The organism is Rhizobium sp. Nf11,1, from assembly GCF_050587665.1.
Classification (GTDB): domain Bacteria; phylum Pseudomonadota; class Alphaproteobacteria; order Rhizobiales; family Rhizobiaceae; genus Rhizobium.
In genome coordinates, this window is sequence record NZ_JBOBHU010000001.1 from 257315 (window position 1) to 273649 (window position 16335).

Below are 16335 nucleotides of genomic sequence, written 5' to 3' on the forward strand. Positions count from 1 at the left end.
GCGGTCCATGAGCACGGTCACCGTCAAAACCGGCCAGCCATCCGCTCTTGCGGAATTCTGGCATTATTTTTCCCGCAACAAGGGCGCCGTCATCGGCCTCGTTGTTTTCGTCATCATCCTCGTCGTTGCGATCTTTGCACCGGTTTTTGCGCCGCATGCGCCGAACGAGCAGAATCGTGAAGTGCTCTTGGCAGTGCCGGCCTGGATGGAAGGAGGCCACGCCTCCTTTCCGCTCGGAACGGATGCCGTCGGCCGCGATATCCTATCGCGGCTGATCTACGGCGCGCGCTTCTCACTCTTCATCGGCGTCGTGGTCGTCACACTTTCGGTCATATGTGGTGTCCTGATCGGCCTCGTCGCCGGCTATTTCCGCGGCCGGATCGATACCGCCATCATGCGCCTGATGGACATCATCCTGGCCTTCCCGTCGCTGCTGCTCGCGCTCGTGCTGGTGGCGGTCCTGGGTCCCGGCCTTACCAATGCGATGATCGCGATTTCGCTGGTCAACCAGCCGCATTTCGTGCGGCTGACCCGCGCCTCGGTCATTTCCGAGCGTGAGAAGGAATATGTGATCGCCTCGCGCGTCGCCGGCGCGGGCACGCTCCGCTTGATGTTCAAGACGATCCTGCCGAACTGTCTCGGCCCCCTGATCGTTCAGGCCACACTTGCCTTCTCGGCGGCGATCCTCGATGCCGCCGCCCTCGGCTTTCTCGGCATGGGCGCCCAGCCGCCGACACCCGAATGGGGCACCATGCTTGCCGAGTCCCGTGAGTTCATCTCGCGCGCCTGGTGGGTCGTGACTTTCCCGGGTCTTGCAATCCTCATCACCGTTCTTGCCATCAACCTGATGGGCGACGGCCTGCGTGATGCGCTTGACCCCAAACTGAAGAGGTCGTGATGCCGCTCCTCGAAATCGAAAATCTCACTGTCGAATTCCAGACGTCTTCAGGTCTTTTCCGCGCCGTCGACGGCGTATCGCTCACCTGCGACAAGGGCGAGATCCTCTCGGTCGTCGGCGAATCAGGTTCGGGCAAATCCGTCGCCATGCTGGCCCTGATGGGGCTCCTGCCGTGGACGGCGAGGATCACCGCCGACCGCATGCAGTTCGACGGCAAGGATCTGCGCGGCATCTCCGGCCGCCAACGCCGCCGGATCGTCGGCAAGGAGATGGCGATGATCTTCCAGGAGCCGATGTCGAGCCTGAACCCGTGCTTCACCGTCGGTTTCCAGCTCGGCGAGACCCTGCGCGTCCATATGGGTCTCAACCGGAAAGAGCGCCGCGAACGTTCGATCGAACTCTTGAGCCTCGTCGGCATTCCAGCCCCCGAAGACCGCCTGTCGAACTTCCCGCATCAGATGTCGGGCGGCATGAGCCAGCGCGTCATGATCGCCATGGCGCTCGCCTGCAATCCGAAGCTCCTGATCGCCGACGAGCCGACGACCGCACTCGACGTGACGATCCAGGCGCAGATCCTCGATCTGCTCGTGCGCCTGCAGAAGGAGCAGGGTATGGCGCTGGTGCTGATCACTCACGACATGGGTGTCGTCGCCGAAACCGCCGAGCGCGTGCAGGTGCAATATGCCGGTCAGAAGGTCGAGGAGCAGCCGGTGAAGGCGCTGTTCCGAGATCCACACCACCCCTATACGGCAGCCCTGCTTGCCGCATTGCCGGAGCGCGCCGAAGTCGGCCAGCGCCTTCCCTCGATCGCCGGCGTCGTTCCCGGCCAGCATGGCCGCCCGACGGGCTGTCTGTTCGCTCCCCGCTGCGGCTATGCCACGGTCGAATGCGAGCGCGGTGTTGTGCGCCAGGGGCCTGAACTCGGACGGGCGCTGTGCAACTATCCACTGAAGGACGGCAAGCCGCTGGGCCATCCCGGCGTCATGCGCGTTGAAACTGCAGGAGACCTGGTATGACGGGCGCTGTTCTCGAGGGCAGGGATCTCGCCCGTTTCTACACCGTCAACCGCGGTCTCTTCAAAGCCGACGCCACGGTCAAGGCGCTGAACGGCGTCAGCTTCAGCCTCCATTCCGGCAAGACCCTTGCCGTCGTCGGCGAATCCGGCTGCGGCAAGTCGACGCTTGCCCGTCTGGTCACGATGATCGAGGATCCGACGGCCGGCGAGTTGCTGATCGACGGCAAGCCGGCGCGGGTCGGCGACCGCAGCCTGCGCAGCCAGGTGCAGATCGTCTTCCAGAATCCCTACGGCTCGCTCAACCCGCGCCAGAAGGTCGGTGCGATCCTGGAAGAACCGCTGAAGATCAACACCGATCTCGATGCCAGCGCCCGCCGCCGCAAAGTGGAGGAGATGATGGCCCGTGTCGGCCTGCGCCCGGAGCATCACGGCCGCTACCCTCATATGTTCTCCGGCGGCCAGCGCCAGCGCATCGCCATTGCCCGCGCGTTGATGCTGCGGCCGAAGGTTCTGGTGCTCGACGAGCCAGTTTCGGCCCTTGATCTGTCGATCCAGGCGCAGGTGCTGAACTTGCTTATGGACCTGCAGAAGGAGATGGGCCTTGCCTACCTCTTCATCTCGCATGGCCTCTCGGTGGTCCACCACATCGCCGACGAGATAATGGTGATGTATCTGGGTCGCCCGATCGAAACCGGTCCCGCCGCCGAAGTCTTCGCCCGGCCGCGCCATCCCTATACGGCCGCCCTGCTGTCGGCGACCCCGATCGCCGACCCCGAGCGCGAGAAGACCCGCATCCGGCTGCAGGGCGAACTGCCGTCGCCGCTGAAGCCGCCGTCCGGCTGCCACTTCAACCCGCGCTGCTGGAAGGCGCAGGACTATTGTCGCCAGGTTTCTCCCGAATTAAGTGGAGAAGGCGCACAACAATATGCCTGTCATTTCCCGCTCGATTGAGCGGGAAACCGCCGTTTGAGAGGAAACATGCAGGACGATCGGATCAACAAACCTCATGCGATCATCGTCATGGGGGTCAGCGGCTGCGGTAAGTCCTCGGTCGGCGAGAAACTCGCCGAGGCCTTGCACCTCCACTTCGTTGAAGGTGATGCGCTTCATCCGGCTTCCAATGTGGAGAAGATGTCGGAGGGCATTCCGTTGACTGATGAGGACCGGATGCCGTGGCTCGACCTGATCGGCAAACGCATGCAGGCTTCGCTGGACAAAGGAGAAGGCATCATCGTCTCCTGTTCGGCGCTGAAGCGCATCTATCGTGACAGGCTGAGGGCTGCTGCCGGCGGCAATCTGCTCTTCGTCTACCTCGAAGGATCGAAGGCGCTGCTGACGAAGCGCATGGGCGAGCGCAAGGGGCATTTCATGCCGGTTTCGCTGCTCGAAAGTCAGCTGGCGACACTCGAGGTGCCGACAGGCGAGCCCGGTGTCGTCACCGTCGATATCGGCGACACCATCGAAGGCATTGCGGCAACGGCCCTCAGGGGTCTCTCCACCCTGGGTGTTATGGCCTGAAGCGCTGCGGCGAGTAGGCCGAAATATCGATGAACGGCGTCTCGCCGGTGATGAGTTCCGCAAGCACGCGGCCGGTCACCGGCCCGAGCGTCAGCCCATGATGGGCGTGTCCGAAGGCGAACCATAGGCCCTGATGGCGCGGCGCCTTGCCGATGACAGGCATCATGTCCGGCGTGCAGGGGCGCGCGCCCATCCATGGTTCGGGATCGAGCCTGCCTCCGAGCGGGAAGATCGTACGCGCCACGGCTTCCGCCCGGTCGAGCTGCACCGGCGTCTTCGGTGCGTCGAGCCTTGCGAACTCCGCCCCGGTCGTCAGGCGGATGCCGCGGTTCATCGGCGCCAGCAAATAGCCCCGCTCGGCATCGAGGATCCAGTTGTTGAGCATGGCATTGCCCTTGGCGGCATAATGCATGTGATAGCCGCGCTTGACGCCGAGGGGAAAGGAATAACCGAGCCGGCGCGTCGCGACGGCTGCCCAGGGGCCGAGCGCCAGGACCGCGTCGTCCGCTTCGAGCGGGCCCTCGCTGGTCATGATCTTCCAGCCACTGCCGAACTGGCCGAGCGAAGCGGCATCGCCCGTGACGAAGCGTCCGCCAAGGCTTTCGAAATAGCGGCGATAGGCTGCTGTCAGCGCATGCGGATCGAGCACCGACCAGGGATCGCGCCAGCGGATACCGCCGGCAAAAGGGACGGTAATATCGGGTTCCATGCGGGCGATATCGGCCGACGTCAGGTTATCATAGGTCACGCCGAATTCGCTCTGCCAAAGCGCGGCCTCGGCGAGGGCCTCGTCGCGCATCGCCTCCGTCCGGAAGATTTTTATCCAACCGTCCTTGCGGATCAGCGCCTGTGCCTGCGAGGCCTCGATCAGGTCCTTGTGCTCGGCAACCGAGTTTTCGATTAGCGGCGCGTAGGCCCGTGTGATGACCGCGTGGCGCCGGGCATTCGAATTCCACCAGTAACGGGCAAGGAAGGCGAGCTGGCTAGGCAGGGCACTGAGATGATAATGGGCATCGATTTCGTTGTTCAGTGCATAACGCAGCAACAGGCCGAGCTGCTGGGGGAAGCCGTAAGGCGCAACCCCTTCGCGCTGGATCAGGCCGGCATTGCCGAAGGAGGTCTCGCTGCCCGGATCCTTGCGGTCGATCAGCGTCACCTGCCGGCCGCGCCGCTGAAGATGTATTGCGGTGGACACCCCGACGATACCGGCGCCGAGCACGATTGCGTTCTTCATCATTCCCCTGCATTCCGCATTGTTACCGGTTGAAAATGCCTCCGCCGATTCCGCTGCGCAAACGAAAAATCGCATTCATTTCAAAATCATTGCGCTTTCCAGTGCGGCATTTTCGGCCTTCACGCGCACATGCAGGATGGCGGCATTGAAAAGCGAGAAGACGATCGCATAGGCGGGCAGGCCGAAGGCAACGGGAAGAGCGGCGATCTCGCCGATGACGATCGCATAGTTCGGATGCCGGAGGAGGCGATAGGGTCCCGATTTCACCAGCGGCGCGCCGGGCAGGACGATGATGCGTGTCGTCCAGCGGTCCTTCAGCGTTGCCAGCACCCAGAGCCGCAGCCCCTGTAGTCCGATGAACAGCAGAAACCAGAAGGGTTGAACCTGTCTACCCGGCGCCAGCAGCCAAAGGCCGATGATCCAGGCGGCATGCAGCGCCACCATGACGGGATAATGCTCCGGGGCGACTTCCCTGCCGCCTCTGACGAGAAGGGCAGCGGTGTTGCGCCGGGCGAGCATGAGCTCGCCCAACCGCTGTAGCGTCACGAATGTCAGGAGCGCGATCGACGGCCACATCACGCCGCCCTCCGCAGCGTCACACAGCTTGCCGAAAAACCTGGTCCCATGGCGACCATCGCCGCCCGGTCCGGCAGCCCGGCGCGGATTGCCCGCTCCAGCACGAACAGCACGGTCGGTGAGGACATGTTACCATATTCGGCAAGTACGGCCCGTTCGTGATCGAGCGTGCCAGGTGTCAGTGAAAGCGCGCTCTCCATCGCAGCCAGCACCTTCATACCGCCGGGATGGCAGATGAAGCGGTCGATATCTGCTGGTCTCAGCCCGTTTCGCGCCAGAATGGCCGCCACCGCCGGGGCGAGTTCCCGTTCGGCGAAGGGCGGCAATGATTGCGCCAGCACAATGCCGAAGCCGCCATCGTCGATCTTCCAGCCCATGATATCGAGCGTATCCGGGAAGAGGTGCTCGCCTGTTGATTCCACCTCGGCCAGTCCGCCTTCGCCGGCGCGGAGCACGCAGGCGGCCGCGCCGTCGGCGAAAAGCGCTGTCGCGATGATGTTCGGCCGCGTCAGCTCGTCCAGCCGGAAGGCGAGCGTGCAAAGCTCGATCGAGACGAAAAGTACGACGGCGCCCGGGCGGCTCCGTGCCAGCCTCGCCGCGATCGCAAAACCCGAGACGCCGGCGGCGCAGCCGAGGCCGAAGACCGGCACACGCTCGATATCCGCCCTGAAGCCCATGCTGCGACTAAGCTGCGCATCAAGGCTCGGCGTCGTAAAACCGGTGGAAGAGACCGTGACGATACAGTCGACATGACAGGCGCCGAGATCGGCCCGGCGAAGCGCCGCGCTGGCCGCCTCGACGAAAAGGGCGCCTGCCACCTCTCCGTAGGCCTGCATGCGGTCCTGCCAGCCATGCGTTTCGTCGAACCAGGCAAGCGGCCGCGCGGCATGGCGCTTGTTGATACCGGCGCTGTCGAAGACGCGGGCTAGATGATGGAAATCCTCGTAGCGGTCGGCAAACAGCCGGGCCGAGGCTTCGGCCGCCTGGTTTTGGAAGATGACATGTTCGGGCGTGGCGGTGGCGAGGCTGACGAGACTGACGGTATCGGTCACGGAATTCTCCTTGTCGTTCCGGCGCAATGCTGAAAACACCCGGTCCCGATGATTTATTCGGCTTTGGACTTCACGAAGCAGTGATGGAGAAAATAGAGAGGCCGGCGAATAAAGCCCGGGGCAGCGGTGTTCTCTCCCCGCAACGCCACTTTCGAGGAGTTTTTCCATGACGATCATGACAGCCCGTATCGCTTCCGTCCTTCTTGGCGGCTGCCTTGCCGCTTCGCTCTTCTCCGGCCCGGTCTTTGCTGTCGGCAACGACAACAGCACGATGCCGACCTGCAAGAAGGGCGAGATCTACGACCAGAAGACCAAGAAATGCGTCAAGCAGCAGAGCGCCAATGTCTCGGACGAGAACCGTACCGACTATGCCTATTCGCTGGCCAAGGCCGGCCGTTATGAAGAGGCGCTTGCCATGCTCGATACGGTCAAGGACCAGAACAGCGCCGAGGTGCTGAACTATCGCGGTTACGCCACCCGCAAGCTCGGGCGCACCGACGAAGGCATCTCCTACTACCTGCAATCGGTGAAAATCGATCCGCAATACGCCAAGGTCCGTGAATATCTCGGCGAAGCCTATGTCATCAAGGGCCGGCTCGATCTCGCAAAGGAGCAATTGAACACGATCAAGGCGATCTGCGGCACGGCTTGCGAGGAATATCAGGATCTGAACGCTGTCATCCTCGACCCATCGAAGATCTGAGCTTAGGCCACTAGCGGGAATGGAGCCGGGAAAGGATATCCGAATGTCGGTCGCGCACGCTACAATTCCTGCCTATAGTCGCGCGAGAATGGAATCGCCTGTTCATCAGGCGGTTCCAAGGGATGCAGGATTGGCGGAGGCGGTCATCGCGAGCGAAGCGGATATCAGGAGCGGTCTGACGGAAAACCTGGCCAGGCTCTGGCGTTATGGTCTCGTTCTCTCGCATCAGCGCGATGTCGCCGACGATCTGGTGCAGGCGACCTGCCTTCGCGCGCTCGAGCGCGCCGGCCAGTTCGTTCCCGGCACCCGGCTCGACCGCTGGCTGTTTTCGATCCTGCATTCGATCTGGCTGAACGAGATCCGCTCGCGCCGGGTGCGCCAGGGCCAAGGTTTCGTCGACGCCGGCGAGGCGCTGACCTTCGACGGCGCGCACGAGACTGAAACGCATGTGATGGCGGGGCAGGTGCTGAAGCAGGTAAATGCGTTGCCCGAGGCGCAACGCACGGCGGTTTTCCTCGCCTACGTAGAAGGACTATCCTATCGCGAGGTTGCAGGCATATTGGATATTCCGATCGGGACCGTGATGAGCCGGCTGGCGGCCGCCCGCGCCAGGCTCTCCGGCGCCGGACAGGCAGGGGGACGCCCATGAGCACGAAACACACCATTCCCTCCGACGAGGATCTCACAGCCTTCATCGACGGCGAGCTGACGACGGAAGAGAGAGCCCGCATCGAAGCCATCGTCAAGGAAGATGAGAGCGTCGCCGAACGATTGGATTTCCTGGCCCGCGCCAGCCTGCCGTTCGAGCCGGCCTTTGCTCCGCTGCTCACCGAAGCCCCGCGCGAAAAACTGGAGGCGATGCTCGCCGCCATTCCTGCGCATGAGAACGCAAGATCGGTCGCTGCGCCCGCGCCCACTCGCCGTCGCTTCCTGGGTGCGCTCGCCGCCTCGCTTGTGGCCGGCATCGCCATTGACCGCGCCGTCATCGGCATCGGCAGTGGTTTTTCGGCAAAGGACGAAAACAGCGAATGGCGCGCCGTGGTCGCCGACTATATCTCGCTCTATACCGCCGAAACGCTTGCGGGCCCCGTGCCCGGCAGGCAGGACCAGGCCGCCCAGCTCGCCAGTCTCGACGAGAAGCTCGGCCTGTCGCTCTCCCCTGAAGCCGTCTCGCTCACTGGGGTCGATTTCAAACGCGCCCTGCTGCTGCAATATGACGGCAAGCCGCTCGCCCAGATCGCCTATCTCGATCCCGAGACCGGGCCGATGGCGCTCTGCATCGTGAAATCCGACGCGGGGCCGAAGGCGCCGGACCTTGAAAACCGCAAGCGAATGAATGTCGTCTACTGGTCGAACGCGACACATGCCTTTATGCTGATCGGGCATGCTGCGGCGGACCGGATGACGGGGATGGCGGACGGGGTGCGGGGGAGGGTGGCTGTCGAATCTTGAGCAGGGCTAGCGGCTTCAAAGTGTCACGAACTTGAAGTCGCCTACCCACCGCTCAACCTTTGCCTCAATTAGGCTGAAAGACAAGATGTCAATTTCCGACCACGGGCGCAAAGCGTGTGCTGCCCCGATCCGCGCAGATAAGGGCGACAAGATAGGCGAAGATCGGGTCCAGTGCTTTTTGGTTGAACATGATGCCGAAGCTGCCGGTAATAATGTAGCTGCTGACGAGTAGCAGAGCGATCGCCATGGACAGATCCCGGCCGGGGCCGGGTTCCTTTTTCTAAGCGGCTATCACAGGCGATAGCAGCAGTAGTGAAAGCGCTGCAATGCCGAAAATGCCGGCGTCAATTCCTGCAGTTACAAAGCCGTTATGGGCGTGCGAATAGGTCAACTGCGGCCTTATTCCTTCGGGGATCTCTGCCAAGACCGCAGCCATCCGGTTTAGCGGGCCGTAACCAGTCACAGGGTTCCTACTGATTGCTGCCAGTGCGGCCTTGTATAGGGCGAGCCGTGCGCTGAGCGATGTGACCGGACCTTCGCAGCGTTCGAGTGATGCGATATTTTCCTGCAGCGCCTGCATGCGATTGAGGATTGGGCCGCTGCCCAGGGCGATTAGTCCGGCGAATAGTAGAGCGCCCGTTATGGCGAGGCTGCGCAAACTCAGATGGAAACTGTCTGTGCGAAGATACCAGAAAAGGATGACGAGATGAACGGGAATGGCGAGCCACGCCGAGCGCGTTTCGGAAAGCAGCACACATGCCAGACCGGCGGCATACCCGAGGATCGCAATTCTACGCAATGTCGTACACAAATGTGGTTTGACGAACTCGGCCAAATTCGAACGGCTGATTTCGGAAGATAGGGTTACCGCACCAGAAGAATACAGGTTTGCCGACGAGGTACTCGAAGCGTTTCACTCTGGGGGCGGTCTCGCGCCGAAAATGCAGGCGTACAAAAGGATCAAGCGCAAGACGCCGCCGATCGAATACAGCGGCCGGGGAAAGGATCTGGTGTGGGTGCAGCCGACGCTCATTGCAGAGGTCGTATCGAGCCTGGACGCATGACGGATAGCTGCGGCACGCATCCTTCAAGGGGATTCGCGAAAAGCAGGACAACGCGATAGTCTACGATTCCAAGACAGACAGGTGTGATTGCCATGTTGCAACCAGGGTTACTAATCCTGATACTGACGTCACTATATTTACTGCTGGCGATCCTAGCGAAGGTGTTCTGATATAAGCGGCTTTGCTATGGCGTCCTCCCGCGCACGACGCGACTCAAAGGGGAGGGTGGAGCTTTGGTTCGAGTATCCAGCCGACCCGGCCCCGGTTTCCAACAGATCGGGCCGGCCTGCAGATAGCCTGGCTGTTTGCGCCTCTGTCATCCGCGCCATGTTCATAGCCGCTTTCCGGCAGGGCCGCATACCGTAGGGATCGCAGCGAGGGCCCGACCCCTCGTCAGGTCGAGCCCTCCTGTTGCCGCCTTCAGGACAAGGGAAGCACGGCGACGGCGGATTGCTCCTTTGTCCGGGGCTTGATCGAGCTTTCAAAAAAAGGCCCGCCAGCGAAGGACGGGGTGGCAAATCTCTGGAGAGATAAGTGGGTCTTGACCGGTGGAAAACGTACGCGATCAGGAAAAGTTCCGCCTTTCGCTCCTCATTCTCCGGGTGAACTATTTGACCCTTCACGCGTTCATGATCAGCAAATTCGGGAGTGCAAGTTCATGAAAAACATTCTTCTAGCTTTCGGCTTAGCGGTTGCTTCACTTTCAGCAGGGACGGTCTCAGCTGCCATGCCTTCGACCCCGTTATCCAATGGGCTCTCCTCCACGGTTCAGCAAGTGGATTGGTCTTGCGGTCCGGGGCGGCACCGAGAAGGTGACGGTCAATGCTATCCGCACCAATACAATAACCGCAGGTTGATGGAATCCTGTGGCCCCAGTCGGGTGCGTGGTGGCGATGGCCAATGCTATGCGAGCCGACGCCAAGCCGGTCACCCCGGCTACTACGGGAACGACGGCTACTCCCGGTTTTCTTGCGGCCCCGGCAGAGTCCGCGGCGGTGATGGTCAGTGCTACCCCGTGCGCGGCAAATCCTGCGGTGCCGGGCGTCACCGTGGACCTGGTGGACAGTGCTACGCCAACTAGGATCAACTGCCGGCCCCCAACCCGCGTTCACAAACGGTTCAGACCTGCGCGCCTATTGTCGACGCAAGCTCTTAAAGAGCTATCGGCTGTAACTCGGGTCGTATATCATGAGAAGTGTTCTTTTGGCGTTGAGCCTCGCAATATCTTTCCTTTCTGCAGACATGGCATTTGCTGTGATGTCGGAGCGGCCCGTTGGCGTTATATCGTCTGTAGTGCAGGTGGATTATTCTTGTGGTCCCGGCAGGTACCGCGGTGGTGATGGTCAGTGTTATCCGGAGCAGGGGCGAGGGCGTGGGAACGGCTCTTGCGGCCGTGGAAGGTATCGCGGCGACGATGGCCAATGTTATCCGGGTCGTCGGGAACCGTGGTATTCCTGCGGCCCTGGTCGGGTTCGTGGGGGCGACGGCCAATGTTACCCTAGCCGCCGCTCGTGTGGTCCGGGCAGAGTCCGTGGTCAGGACGGCCAGTGCTATGCCGACCGTCGCCAACCCCGGTATCAGGATCGCTATTACTACGACGATGATTATCCGCCACCGCCGCCGCCATATGGGTTCCGGCGCTATCCGCAACCGGATTATTATGACGATTACTGATCAACCAGGCTCCGCACTGCGGGGCCTTTTTATCGTATCCGAGTTCACGCAGGTATTGACCCATCGTAGCAAACTGAGCCAACCCCAAAACTGGCACGCCACGACGCCAGTCTCCCCCAGACTTGAAAAGGCGTCGTGGCACACTTCGCCGCTGTATCAGCGCTACGCGAAGAAGTAGACGATGGCGCAGGAGATGAGGACTGTCAGAGCTGCAACGATCAGTTCGAACATTGATGCCCTCATTCGCCAACATCAGCGAAAAAAACCCCACCGGTGTTGGGCGGGGCTGAGGAGTCCAGGAGAGTGGAAAGGTGTTGTATAACGCAGATACTCCTCCTCCGTTCCACGCTGTCCGCTAGCTACGAAAGGCGGCGTTATCGCCCGTGCATTTGCTTCAGTCGGTCATACAGTTCTTCCACCCTGCGAGATGCCTCGCGTGCCGAATCCTCCTATCCGCCTTGTGGCAAGATCCGCTGTTTCACCCATGGAATGTGGATGATGTTCCACTTCCATAAGCCGGCCTTGGTATGCGTCGTCTTGTCGAGTTGAATCCTGCCAAACGATTGACGGTCATCGAACGCGTGATAGTCCTCGTGCCCCTCGCCAGTCCACGTTTCCTTGCACTTGTATCGCGGTTTGTACTCTTCGTCGGTCATTCTCAAACTCATCATCGTTTCTTCTATGGAGTCATCTGGACGAAGTGATTCGTTTTTCCATTTATTGATTCGGGCATGTGTCAAGGAGTCGTAAGATGGAAATTGATTTCCCAGTCCCTATTAGCCCGCTGCAAGTGGAGATCGACGGAACAGGAAAGTACCGCAAGGCGGAAATTGTCCAAGACCTCGCCGGCATGCTCTTGAGCGGGAAGTGGCATAACAAAGGCTCGCAGGGCGAGTTTCACCATGCATTGGTGACCTCGATCGAAGCTATCGAGCTTTATATCGATGCCGATAGGGCCCGGAAGGCATTCGTTGTCGCTGCCCATGCTGCCGGCATGCACGTGCTACCCGACGATATGGATGAAATCAGGAAAGCCAGCTGAATGCCGCGGCGTGCCCAGCCTCTCGTCGCTGACGACAAGCCGCTTAGATCGCGAGCGCGAAAACCGCGCGACCCCTCCCAGCCGCGTCTACCCTTCGACCTGCCAGACCGCGTCGAGCTGTGCCTTGCTCTACTTAAACCACGTCCACCGATCGGGCCGGAATGGACCTACGAGGTTAAGTGGGACGGCTACCGACTCGCGGTGCATCTGAACAATGGTCACGTCCGGATCTTGACGCGTGGCGGGCATGATTGGACGCATCGTTTTCCGCTGATAGAGCAGGCGGCAAAGCAGCTCGGCGTCGGAACGGCCATTCTGTTGGTTTTCACGCGGAACTGAGCCGGTAAGGCGTATAATTTCCATTGAGAATTGAGTCATGTGAACCTTCCCCCAACGCGGTGAGCGACAGGGGCAACGGAGTGATCCACATGGGACTTTTAAACATCATCCGTCGGATGGCACTGCGCGAGAAGTTGTCGGTGCGCGAGATCAGCCGACGAACCGGATTGTCGCGCAATACGATCGCGAAGTATTTGAGCGCCGGCACGATCGAGCCGAAGTTTGCGGTACCGGAACGACCGAGCAAGCTCGATCCTTTTGCCGACAAACTGGCGGGCTGGCTGAAGACCGAGGCCGGGAAGTCACGCAAGCAGCGCCGAACGCTGAAGCAGCTTCATGCTGATCTGACGGCTCTCGGCTTTACCGGCTCCTATGGTCGGGTCGCCGCGTTCGCTCGTGACTGGCGGGTCGCGCAGCAGACAGCGGGCCGCGGCATATTCGTTTCTCTGTCTTTCCGCCCAGGCGAAGCATTCCAGTTCGATTGGAGTGAGGACTATGCCGTGATCGGCGGCGAACGCAGGAAGCTGCAGGTCGCCCATACCAAGCTATCGCACAGCCGGGCGTTTCTGATCAGGGCTTACCTGCTGCAAACGCACGAGATGCTCTTCGACGCCCACTGGCAGGGTTCCAGGTGTTCGGCGGTGTGCCTGGTCGCGGCATTTACGATAACATGAAGGCCGCGGTCGATCGTGTCGGCCGTGGCAAAGAACGGCAGGTCAATATCCGTTTCCTGGCGATGACGAATCACTACGTCTTCGCGCCTGAGTTCTGCAATCCAGCGGCAGGATGGGAGAAGGGTCAGGTAGAGAAGAACGTCCAGGATGCCGGACCGCGGCTGTGGCAACAGATGCCGGACTTTCCAGATCTGGCGGCATTAAATGCCTGGCTGGAACAGCATTGCCAGGACCTATGGCGCGAGACAGCGCATGGCACCTTACCAGGTACGATCGCGGGCATCTGGGCCGCAGAACAGGTGGCACTGATGGCGTTGCCCACCGCTTTCGACGGTTTCGTCGAGCAAAGCGAGCGAGTCTCACCAACATGCCTGATCACCTTTGAACGGAACCGCTACAGCCTACCCGCATCGTTTGCGAACCGGCCCGTCAGCGTGCGGATTTATCCCGAGCGACTGGTCGTTGCAGCCGAAGGCAATATTCTGTGCGAGCATGCGCGGGTCATTGAACGCAGCCACGAAAAGCCGCCGCGAACGATTTACGACTGGCGGCACTACCTTGCTGTCATCCAGCGTAAGTCCGGTGCTCTGTGCAATGGCGCACCCTTCCTGGAATTACCGGTAGCCTTGCGGCAACTGCAGGACCAGATGCTTCGCCGCCCTGGCGGTGACCGGGAGATGGTCGATATCCTCGCGCTCTTGCTTCATCACGACGAACAGGTCGTCGTCAGGGCTGTGGAACTGGCTCTGGATGCAGGCGTAGCGACCAAGACGCACGTGCTGAACCTGTTGCATCGATTTGATCGACGGCAAGTCGACCGACGACCCCGACATCGACACACCACACGCGCTGACCTTGCTTCGCAAACCCAAGGCCAACGTCGAACGCTACGACGGCTTGCGGGTCCGGATCGCAGGAGGTCGCCATGCGTCATGATCCTGCCAGTGCCGCCGTCGTCATCATGCGGCGTAGCCTGAAGATGTATGGCATGGCCCAAGCGGTCACAGACCTGATCGAGCAAGAGGCACCAGCCTTCGATGCGGCCGTGCCTATCCTGTCCCAGTGGCTGAAAGCCGAAATGGCCGAGCGCGAGGTGCGCTCCATCGCCTATCACATGAAGGCCGCTCGCTTCCCTGCCTACAAGGATATATCCGGGTTCGACTTCGCCGCAGCGAGATCAACGAAGCAGCGGTGCGCCAACTGCATTGATGCGAGTTCATGGACGGAGCACAGAATATCGGTTTTGTCGGCGGGCCGGGCACAGGAAAAACACATGTGGCGACGGCTCTTGGCGTTCAGGCGATTGAGCATCATCGCCGAAAGGTCCGCTTCTTCTCCACAATCGAACTAGTCAATGCGCTCGAGCAGGAGAAAGCCAAAGGCAAGGCGGGCCAGATTGCGGAGACGCTGGTTCGCCTCGATCTGCTCATCCTGGACGAGTTGGGATACCTCCCGTTCAGTGCCTCCGGCGGAGCGCTGCTCTTCCACCTGCTGAGCAAGCTTAATGAGCGCACCAGCGTCGTCATCACCACCAACCTCAGCTTTAGCGAATGGGCCACGGTCTTCGGCGACGCCAAGATGACAACCGCTCTGCTGGACCACCTAACCCACCGTTGCCACATCCTGGAAACAGGAAACGACAGCTTCCGCTTCAAGGCCAGCTCGGCCGCGGCGGCACAAAAGAGAGGAGAAAAAACCAATCCCTTGACCAAAGCCTGATCAGAAAACCATACTCAGAGGTGACTCACTTCTCGGTGGAAAAACCGGCTCAGTTCCGCGTGAAAACCAACAGTTTAATCCCTAGGAAGCATTAAATGAGCGAGTCAGCCACTTATCAACTGGCCCCTCAAAACCGACCAATCTCTGATTACTTATGGCATCGCGCGTACGGAAATTTGACCTTGGGCGCGGAAAACGGTTGGAATAAGCGAGCTGAGAAGCTAAAGGCCTTTTGCCCGGAGCTTCGGGCGGCTGCGCTTTCGCAAGGGCCAATTGCTTACGGGATTTATCGGATGGGCTCTGACCCTGAGTTAGCTTTTGACGAAGCGGAGTCTCCCAGACGGCTCATTATTCACGCGCCCAATGTTCATTCTGGGGGCGGGGCCGTGTTGTTGAATGCCATTTTACGCGCCAGTGCTGGGTCGCGCGAAGTCGTATTGATCTGCGATCAACGCATGAAAGTCGATCCAGAAGCGCAGAGCTGTTTAATCACTCGTCGTTTCGCTCCGACAGTTTTTGGTCGTCTCGCTGCAGAACGCGAAATCCGAAATATTACGACTGAAAGTGACTTAGTATTATCGTTCGGTAACTTACCGCCCATATATCGGCTAAAGGCGGCGACAGTGCTGTTTCTGCAAAACCGTTACCTAGTTGATGCCGCCATGCCGCTAAGCGGATTCCGTCTGGGCGCTAGGATACGCCTCTCGGCAGAGCGCGTCTGGCTCAGGAGACGCCTTCGCAATGCAGATCGCGTAATCGTACAGACAGACACGATGGCTGCTCTTTTCGAAAAAAGATTTGGCAGGAAGGCAGAGGTTGCTGGTTTCGATTCTAGGCAACCTGAGAGCGTGCTCGCCGACTACGCGGCGAGAAAGAAGCTCCACGATTTCACCTATATCTCATCAGGGGAGCCGCACAAAAACCATCGGACACTTATTGAGGCATGGTCGCTCCTTTCAGAGGGCGGTGTTACTCCTAGTCTCTCACTCACGCTTTCAACAAGAGACAGCGCCGATCTTCTCGCGTTGGTCGAGAAAACGAACTCGCAGAAACACACCAGGATTGTTAATCTAGGCCAGCTGTCGGCTTCGGAGGTCGACTCGGCCTACGATAGCTCCGGCGCGCTTATTTTTCCTTCGCTTGGAGAGTCCTTCGGCCTGCCGCTCGTCGAAGCGGCCGAAAGAGGCATGCCGATATTGGCAAGCGAGCTTGATTATGTTCGCGACCTTGTCGTGCCAGCTGAAACCTTCGACCCACGCTCGCCAAGGTCAATCGCACGCGCGGTTTGCCGCTTTATGAAGCTCCCACCCGACTTGAACGTAAGCGTCACCGCAGGCGATTTCCTCAAGCAGGTCTGCGAGGAAAAGCACTGAGC

At 60.4% G+C, this 16335-nt stretch carries 14 protein-coding genes and 5 pseudogenes; 14 read left to right on the forward strand and 5 right to left on the reverse strand.

The window, feature by feature from the left end; all coding sequences use genetic code 11:
* Window positions 1–7: 7 nt before the first annotated feature.
* The 4 genes from ACQ7C1_RS01225 to ACQ7C1_RS01240 are packed head-to-tail and all read left to right on the forward strand — an operon-like array spanning window position 8 to window position 3431.
* On the forward strand, window positions 8–898 hold the full coding sequence (locus ACQ7C1_RS01225; RefSeq protein WP_064800740.1) for an ABC transporter permease subunit: 891 nt from the start codon (window positions 8–10) through the stop codon (window positions 896–898).
* Window positions 898–1914, forward strand: a complete 1017-nt coding sequence (locus tag ACQ7C1_RS01230; protein WP_085777038.1) for an ABC transporter ATP-binding protein — start codon at window positions 898–900, stop codon at window positions 1912–1914. The genes ACQ7C1_RS01225 and ACQ7C1_RS01230 overlap by 1 nt, the downstream gene beginning before the upstream one ends.
* Complete coding sequence (locus ACQ7C1_RS01235) at window positions 1911–2864, forward strand: peptide ABC transporter ATP-binding protein (protein ID WP_430957014.1); 954 nt, start codon at window positions 1911–1913, stop codon at window positions 2862–2864. Before ACQ7C1_RS01230 ends, ACQ7C1_RS01235 begins: the two co-directional genes overlap by 4 nt.
* A gap of 27 nt (window positions 2865–2891) precedes the next feature.
* The gene (locus tag ACQ7C1_RS01240) at window positions 2892–3431 is read left to right on the forward strand and encodes a gluconokinase (RefSeq protein ID WP_430957015.1); all 540 of its coding nucleotides are present in this window, start codon (window positions 2892–2894) and stop codon (window positions 3429–3431) included.
* On the opposite strand, the gene ACQ7C1_RS01245 is transcribed toward ACQ7C1_RS01240, so the two are convergent.
* From ACQ7C1_RS01245 to ACQ7C1_RS01255, 3 genes are all read right to left on the reverse strand, one after another.
* On the reverse strand, window positions 3421–4668 hold the full coding sequence (locus ACQ7C1_RS01245) for an NAD(P)/FAD-dependent oxidoreductase (protein WP_430957016.1): 1248 nt from the start codon (window positions 4666–4668) through the stop codon (window positions 3421–3423). The two genes, ACQ7C1_RS01240 and ACQ7C1_RS01245, sit on opposite strands and share 11 nt — an antisense overlap.
* Before the next feature lie 72 nt (window positions 4669–4740).
* Window positions 4741–5244 carry an isoprenylcysteine carboxyl methyltransferase family protein gene (locus ACQ7C1_RS01250; RefSeq protein ID WP_430957017.1) on the reverse strand — a complete coding sequence of 168 codons (504 nt, stop codon included), beginning with the start codon at window positions 5242–5244 and terminating at the stop codon, window positions 4741–4743.
* Window positions 5241–6293, reverse strand: a complete 1053-nt coding sequence (locus ACQ7C1_RS01255) for a type III polyketide synthase (protein WP_430957018.1) — start codon at window positions 6291–6293, stop codon at window positions 5241–5243. Before ACQ7C1_RS01255 ends, ACQ7C1_RS01250 begins: the two co-directional genes overlap by 4 nt.
* 166 nt (window positions 6294–6459) lie before the next feature.
* On the opposite strand from ACQ7C1_RS01255, the gene ACQ7C1_RS01260 reads away from it, so the two are divergent.
* From ACQ7C1_RS01260 to ACQ7C1_RS01270, 3 genes are read left to right on the forward strand one after another with little or no spacing between them, the layout of a single operon-like run.
* Complete coding sequence (locus ACQ7C1_RS01260) at window positions 6460–6996, forward strand: tetratricopeptide repeat protein (RefSeq protein WP_430957019.1); 537 nt, start codon at window positions 6460–6462, stop codon at window positions 6994–6996.
* A 43-nt stretch (window positions 6997–7039) separates the two neighbouring features.
* Window positions 7040–7645, forward strand: coding sequence for an RNA polymerase sigma factor (locus ACQ7C1_RS01265; RefSeq protein WP_430957020.1), 606 nt, complete (start codon window positions 7040–7042; stop codon window positions 7643–7645).
* The gene (locus ACQ7C1_RS01270; RefSeq protein ID WP_430957021.1) at window positions 7642–8448 is read left to right on the forward strand and encodes an anti-sigma factor family protein; all 807 of its coding nucleotides are present in this window, start codon (window positions 7642–7644) and stop codon (window positions 8446–8448) included. Before ACQ7C1_RS01265 ends, ACQ7C1_RS01270 begins: the two co-directional genes overlap by 4 nt.
* Window positions 8449–8536: 88 nt before the next feature.
* Here the strand turns inward: ACQ7C1_RS01270 and ACQ7C1_RS01275 are convergent.
* Window positions 8537–9244: pseudogene (locus ACQ7C1_RS01275) on the reverse strand (O-antigen ligase family protein); the annotation flags it as partial.
* Between the two features lie 163 nt (window positions 9245–9407).
* Here ACQ7C1_RS01275 and ACQ7C1_RS01280 point away from each other — a divergent pair.
* A pseudogene (locus ACQ7C1_RS01280) lies at window positions 9408–9687 on the forward strand (hypothetical protein); the annotation flags it as partial.
* A 1197-nt stretch (window positions 9688–10884) separates the two neighbouring features.
* Window positions 10885–11364, forward strand: a complete 480-nt coding sequence (locus tag ACQ7C1_RS01285; protein ID WP_430957022.1) for a hypothetical protein — start codon at window positions 10885–10887, stop codon at window positions 11362–11364.
* A 271-nt stretch (window positions 11365–11635) separates the two neighbouring features.
* Here the strand turns inward: ACQ7C1_RS01285 and ACQ7C1_RS01290 are convergent, their stop codons facing one another.
* Window positions 11636–11842 carry a hypothetical protein gene (locus tag ACQ7C1_RS01290; protein WP_430957023.1) on the reverse strand — a complete coding sequence of 69 codons (207 nt, stop codon included), beginning with the start codon at window positions 11840–11842 and terminating at the stop codon, window positions 11636–11638.
* A 95-nt stretch (window positions 11843–11937) separates the two neighbouring features.
* Between ACQ7C1_RS01290 and ACQ7C1_RS01295 the strand changes: the two genes are divergently transcribed.
* The 5 genes and pseudogenes from ACQ7C1_RS01295 (at window position 11938) to ACQ7C1_RS01315 (ending at window position 16333) form a co-directional block, all read left to right on the forward strand.
* Entirely contained in the window at window positions 11938–12228 is a 291-nt protein-coding gene (locus ACQ7C1_RS01295; RefSeq protein ID WP_430957024.1) for a DUF982 domain-containing protein, read from the forward strand.
* Window positions 12229–12546, forward strand: a pseudogene (locus ACQ7C1_RS01300) (non-homologous end-joining DNA ligase); the annotation flags it as partial.
* Between the two features lie 110 nt (window positions 12547–12656).
* A pseudogene (istA, locus tag ACQ7C1_RS01305) lies at window positions 12657–14177 on the forward strand (IS21 family transposase).
* A 52-nt stretch (window positions 14178–14229) separates the two neighbouring features.
* Window positions 14230–14960 (forward strand): annotated as a pseudogene (gene istB, locus ACQ7C1_RS01310) (IS21-like element helper ATPase IstB).
* A 95-nt stretch (window positions 14961–15055) separates the two neighbouring features.
* Complete coding sequence (locus ACQ7C1_RS01315; RefSeq protein ID WP_430957025.1) at window positions 15056–16333, forward strand: glycosyltransferase; 1278 nt, start codon at window positions 15056–15058, stop codon at window positions 16331–16333.
* Window positions 16334–16335 lie beyond the last annotated feature (2 nt).

Bases quoted from the DNA above. Each gene is read 5' to 3' on its own strand.
- ACQ7C1_RS01315 (WP_430957025.1), top strand. From the start codon at position 15,056: ATGAGCGAGTCAGCCACTTATCAACTGGCCCCTCAAAACCGACCAATC.
- ACQ7C1_RS01240 (WP_430957015.1), top strand. From the start codon at position 2,892: ATGCAGGACGATCGGATCAACAAACCTCATGCGATCATCGTCATGGGG.
- ACQ7C1_RS01265 (WP_430957020.1), top strand. From the start codon at position 7,040: ATGTCGGTCGCGCACGCTACAATTCCTGCCTATAGTCGCGCGAGAATG.
- ACQ7C1_RS01245 (WP_430957016.1), bottom strand. From the start codon at position 4,668: ATGATGAAGAACGCAATCGTGCTCGGCGCCGGTATCGTCGGGGTGTCC.
- ACQ7C1_RS01230 (WP_085777038.1), top strand. From the start codon at position 898: ATGCCGCTCCTCGAAATCGAAAATCTCACTGTCGAATTCCAGACGTCT.
- ACQ7C1_RS01225 (WP_064800740.1), top strand. From the start codon at position 8: ATGAGCACGGTCACCGTCAAAACCGGCCAGCCATCCGCTCTTGCGGAA.
- ACQ7C1_RS01290 (WP_430957023.1), bottom strand. From the start codon at position 11,842: ATGACCGACGAAGAGTACAAACCGCGATACAAGTGCAAGGAAACGTGG.
- ACQ7C1_RS01260 (WP_430957019.1), top strand. From the start codon at position 6,460: ATGACGATCATGACAGCCCGTATCGCTTCCGTCCTTCTTGGCGGCTGC.
- ACQ7C1_RS01235 (WP_430957014.1), top strand. From the start codon at position 1,911: ATGACGGGCGCTGTTCTCGAGGGCAGGGATCTCGCCCGTTTCTACACC.
- ACQ7C1_RS01295 (WP_430957024.1), top strand. From the start codon at position 11,938: ATGGAAATTGATTTCCCAGTCCCTATTAGCCCGCTGCAAGTGGAGATC.
- ACQ7C1_RS01270 (WP_430957021.1), top strand. From the start codon at position 7,642: ATGAGCACGAAACACACCATTCCCTCCGACGAGGATCTCACAGCCTTC.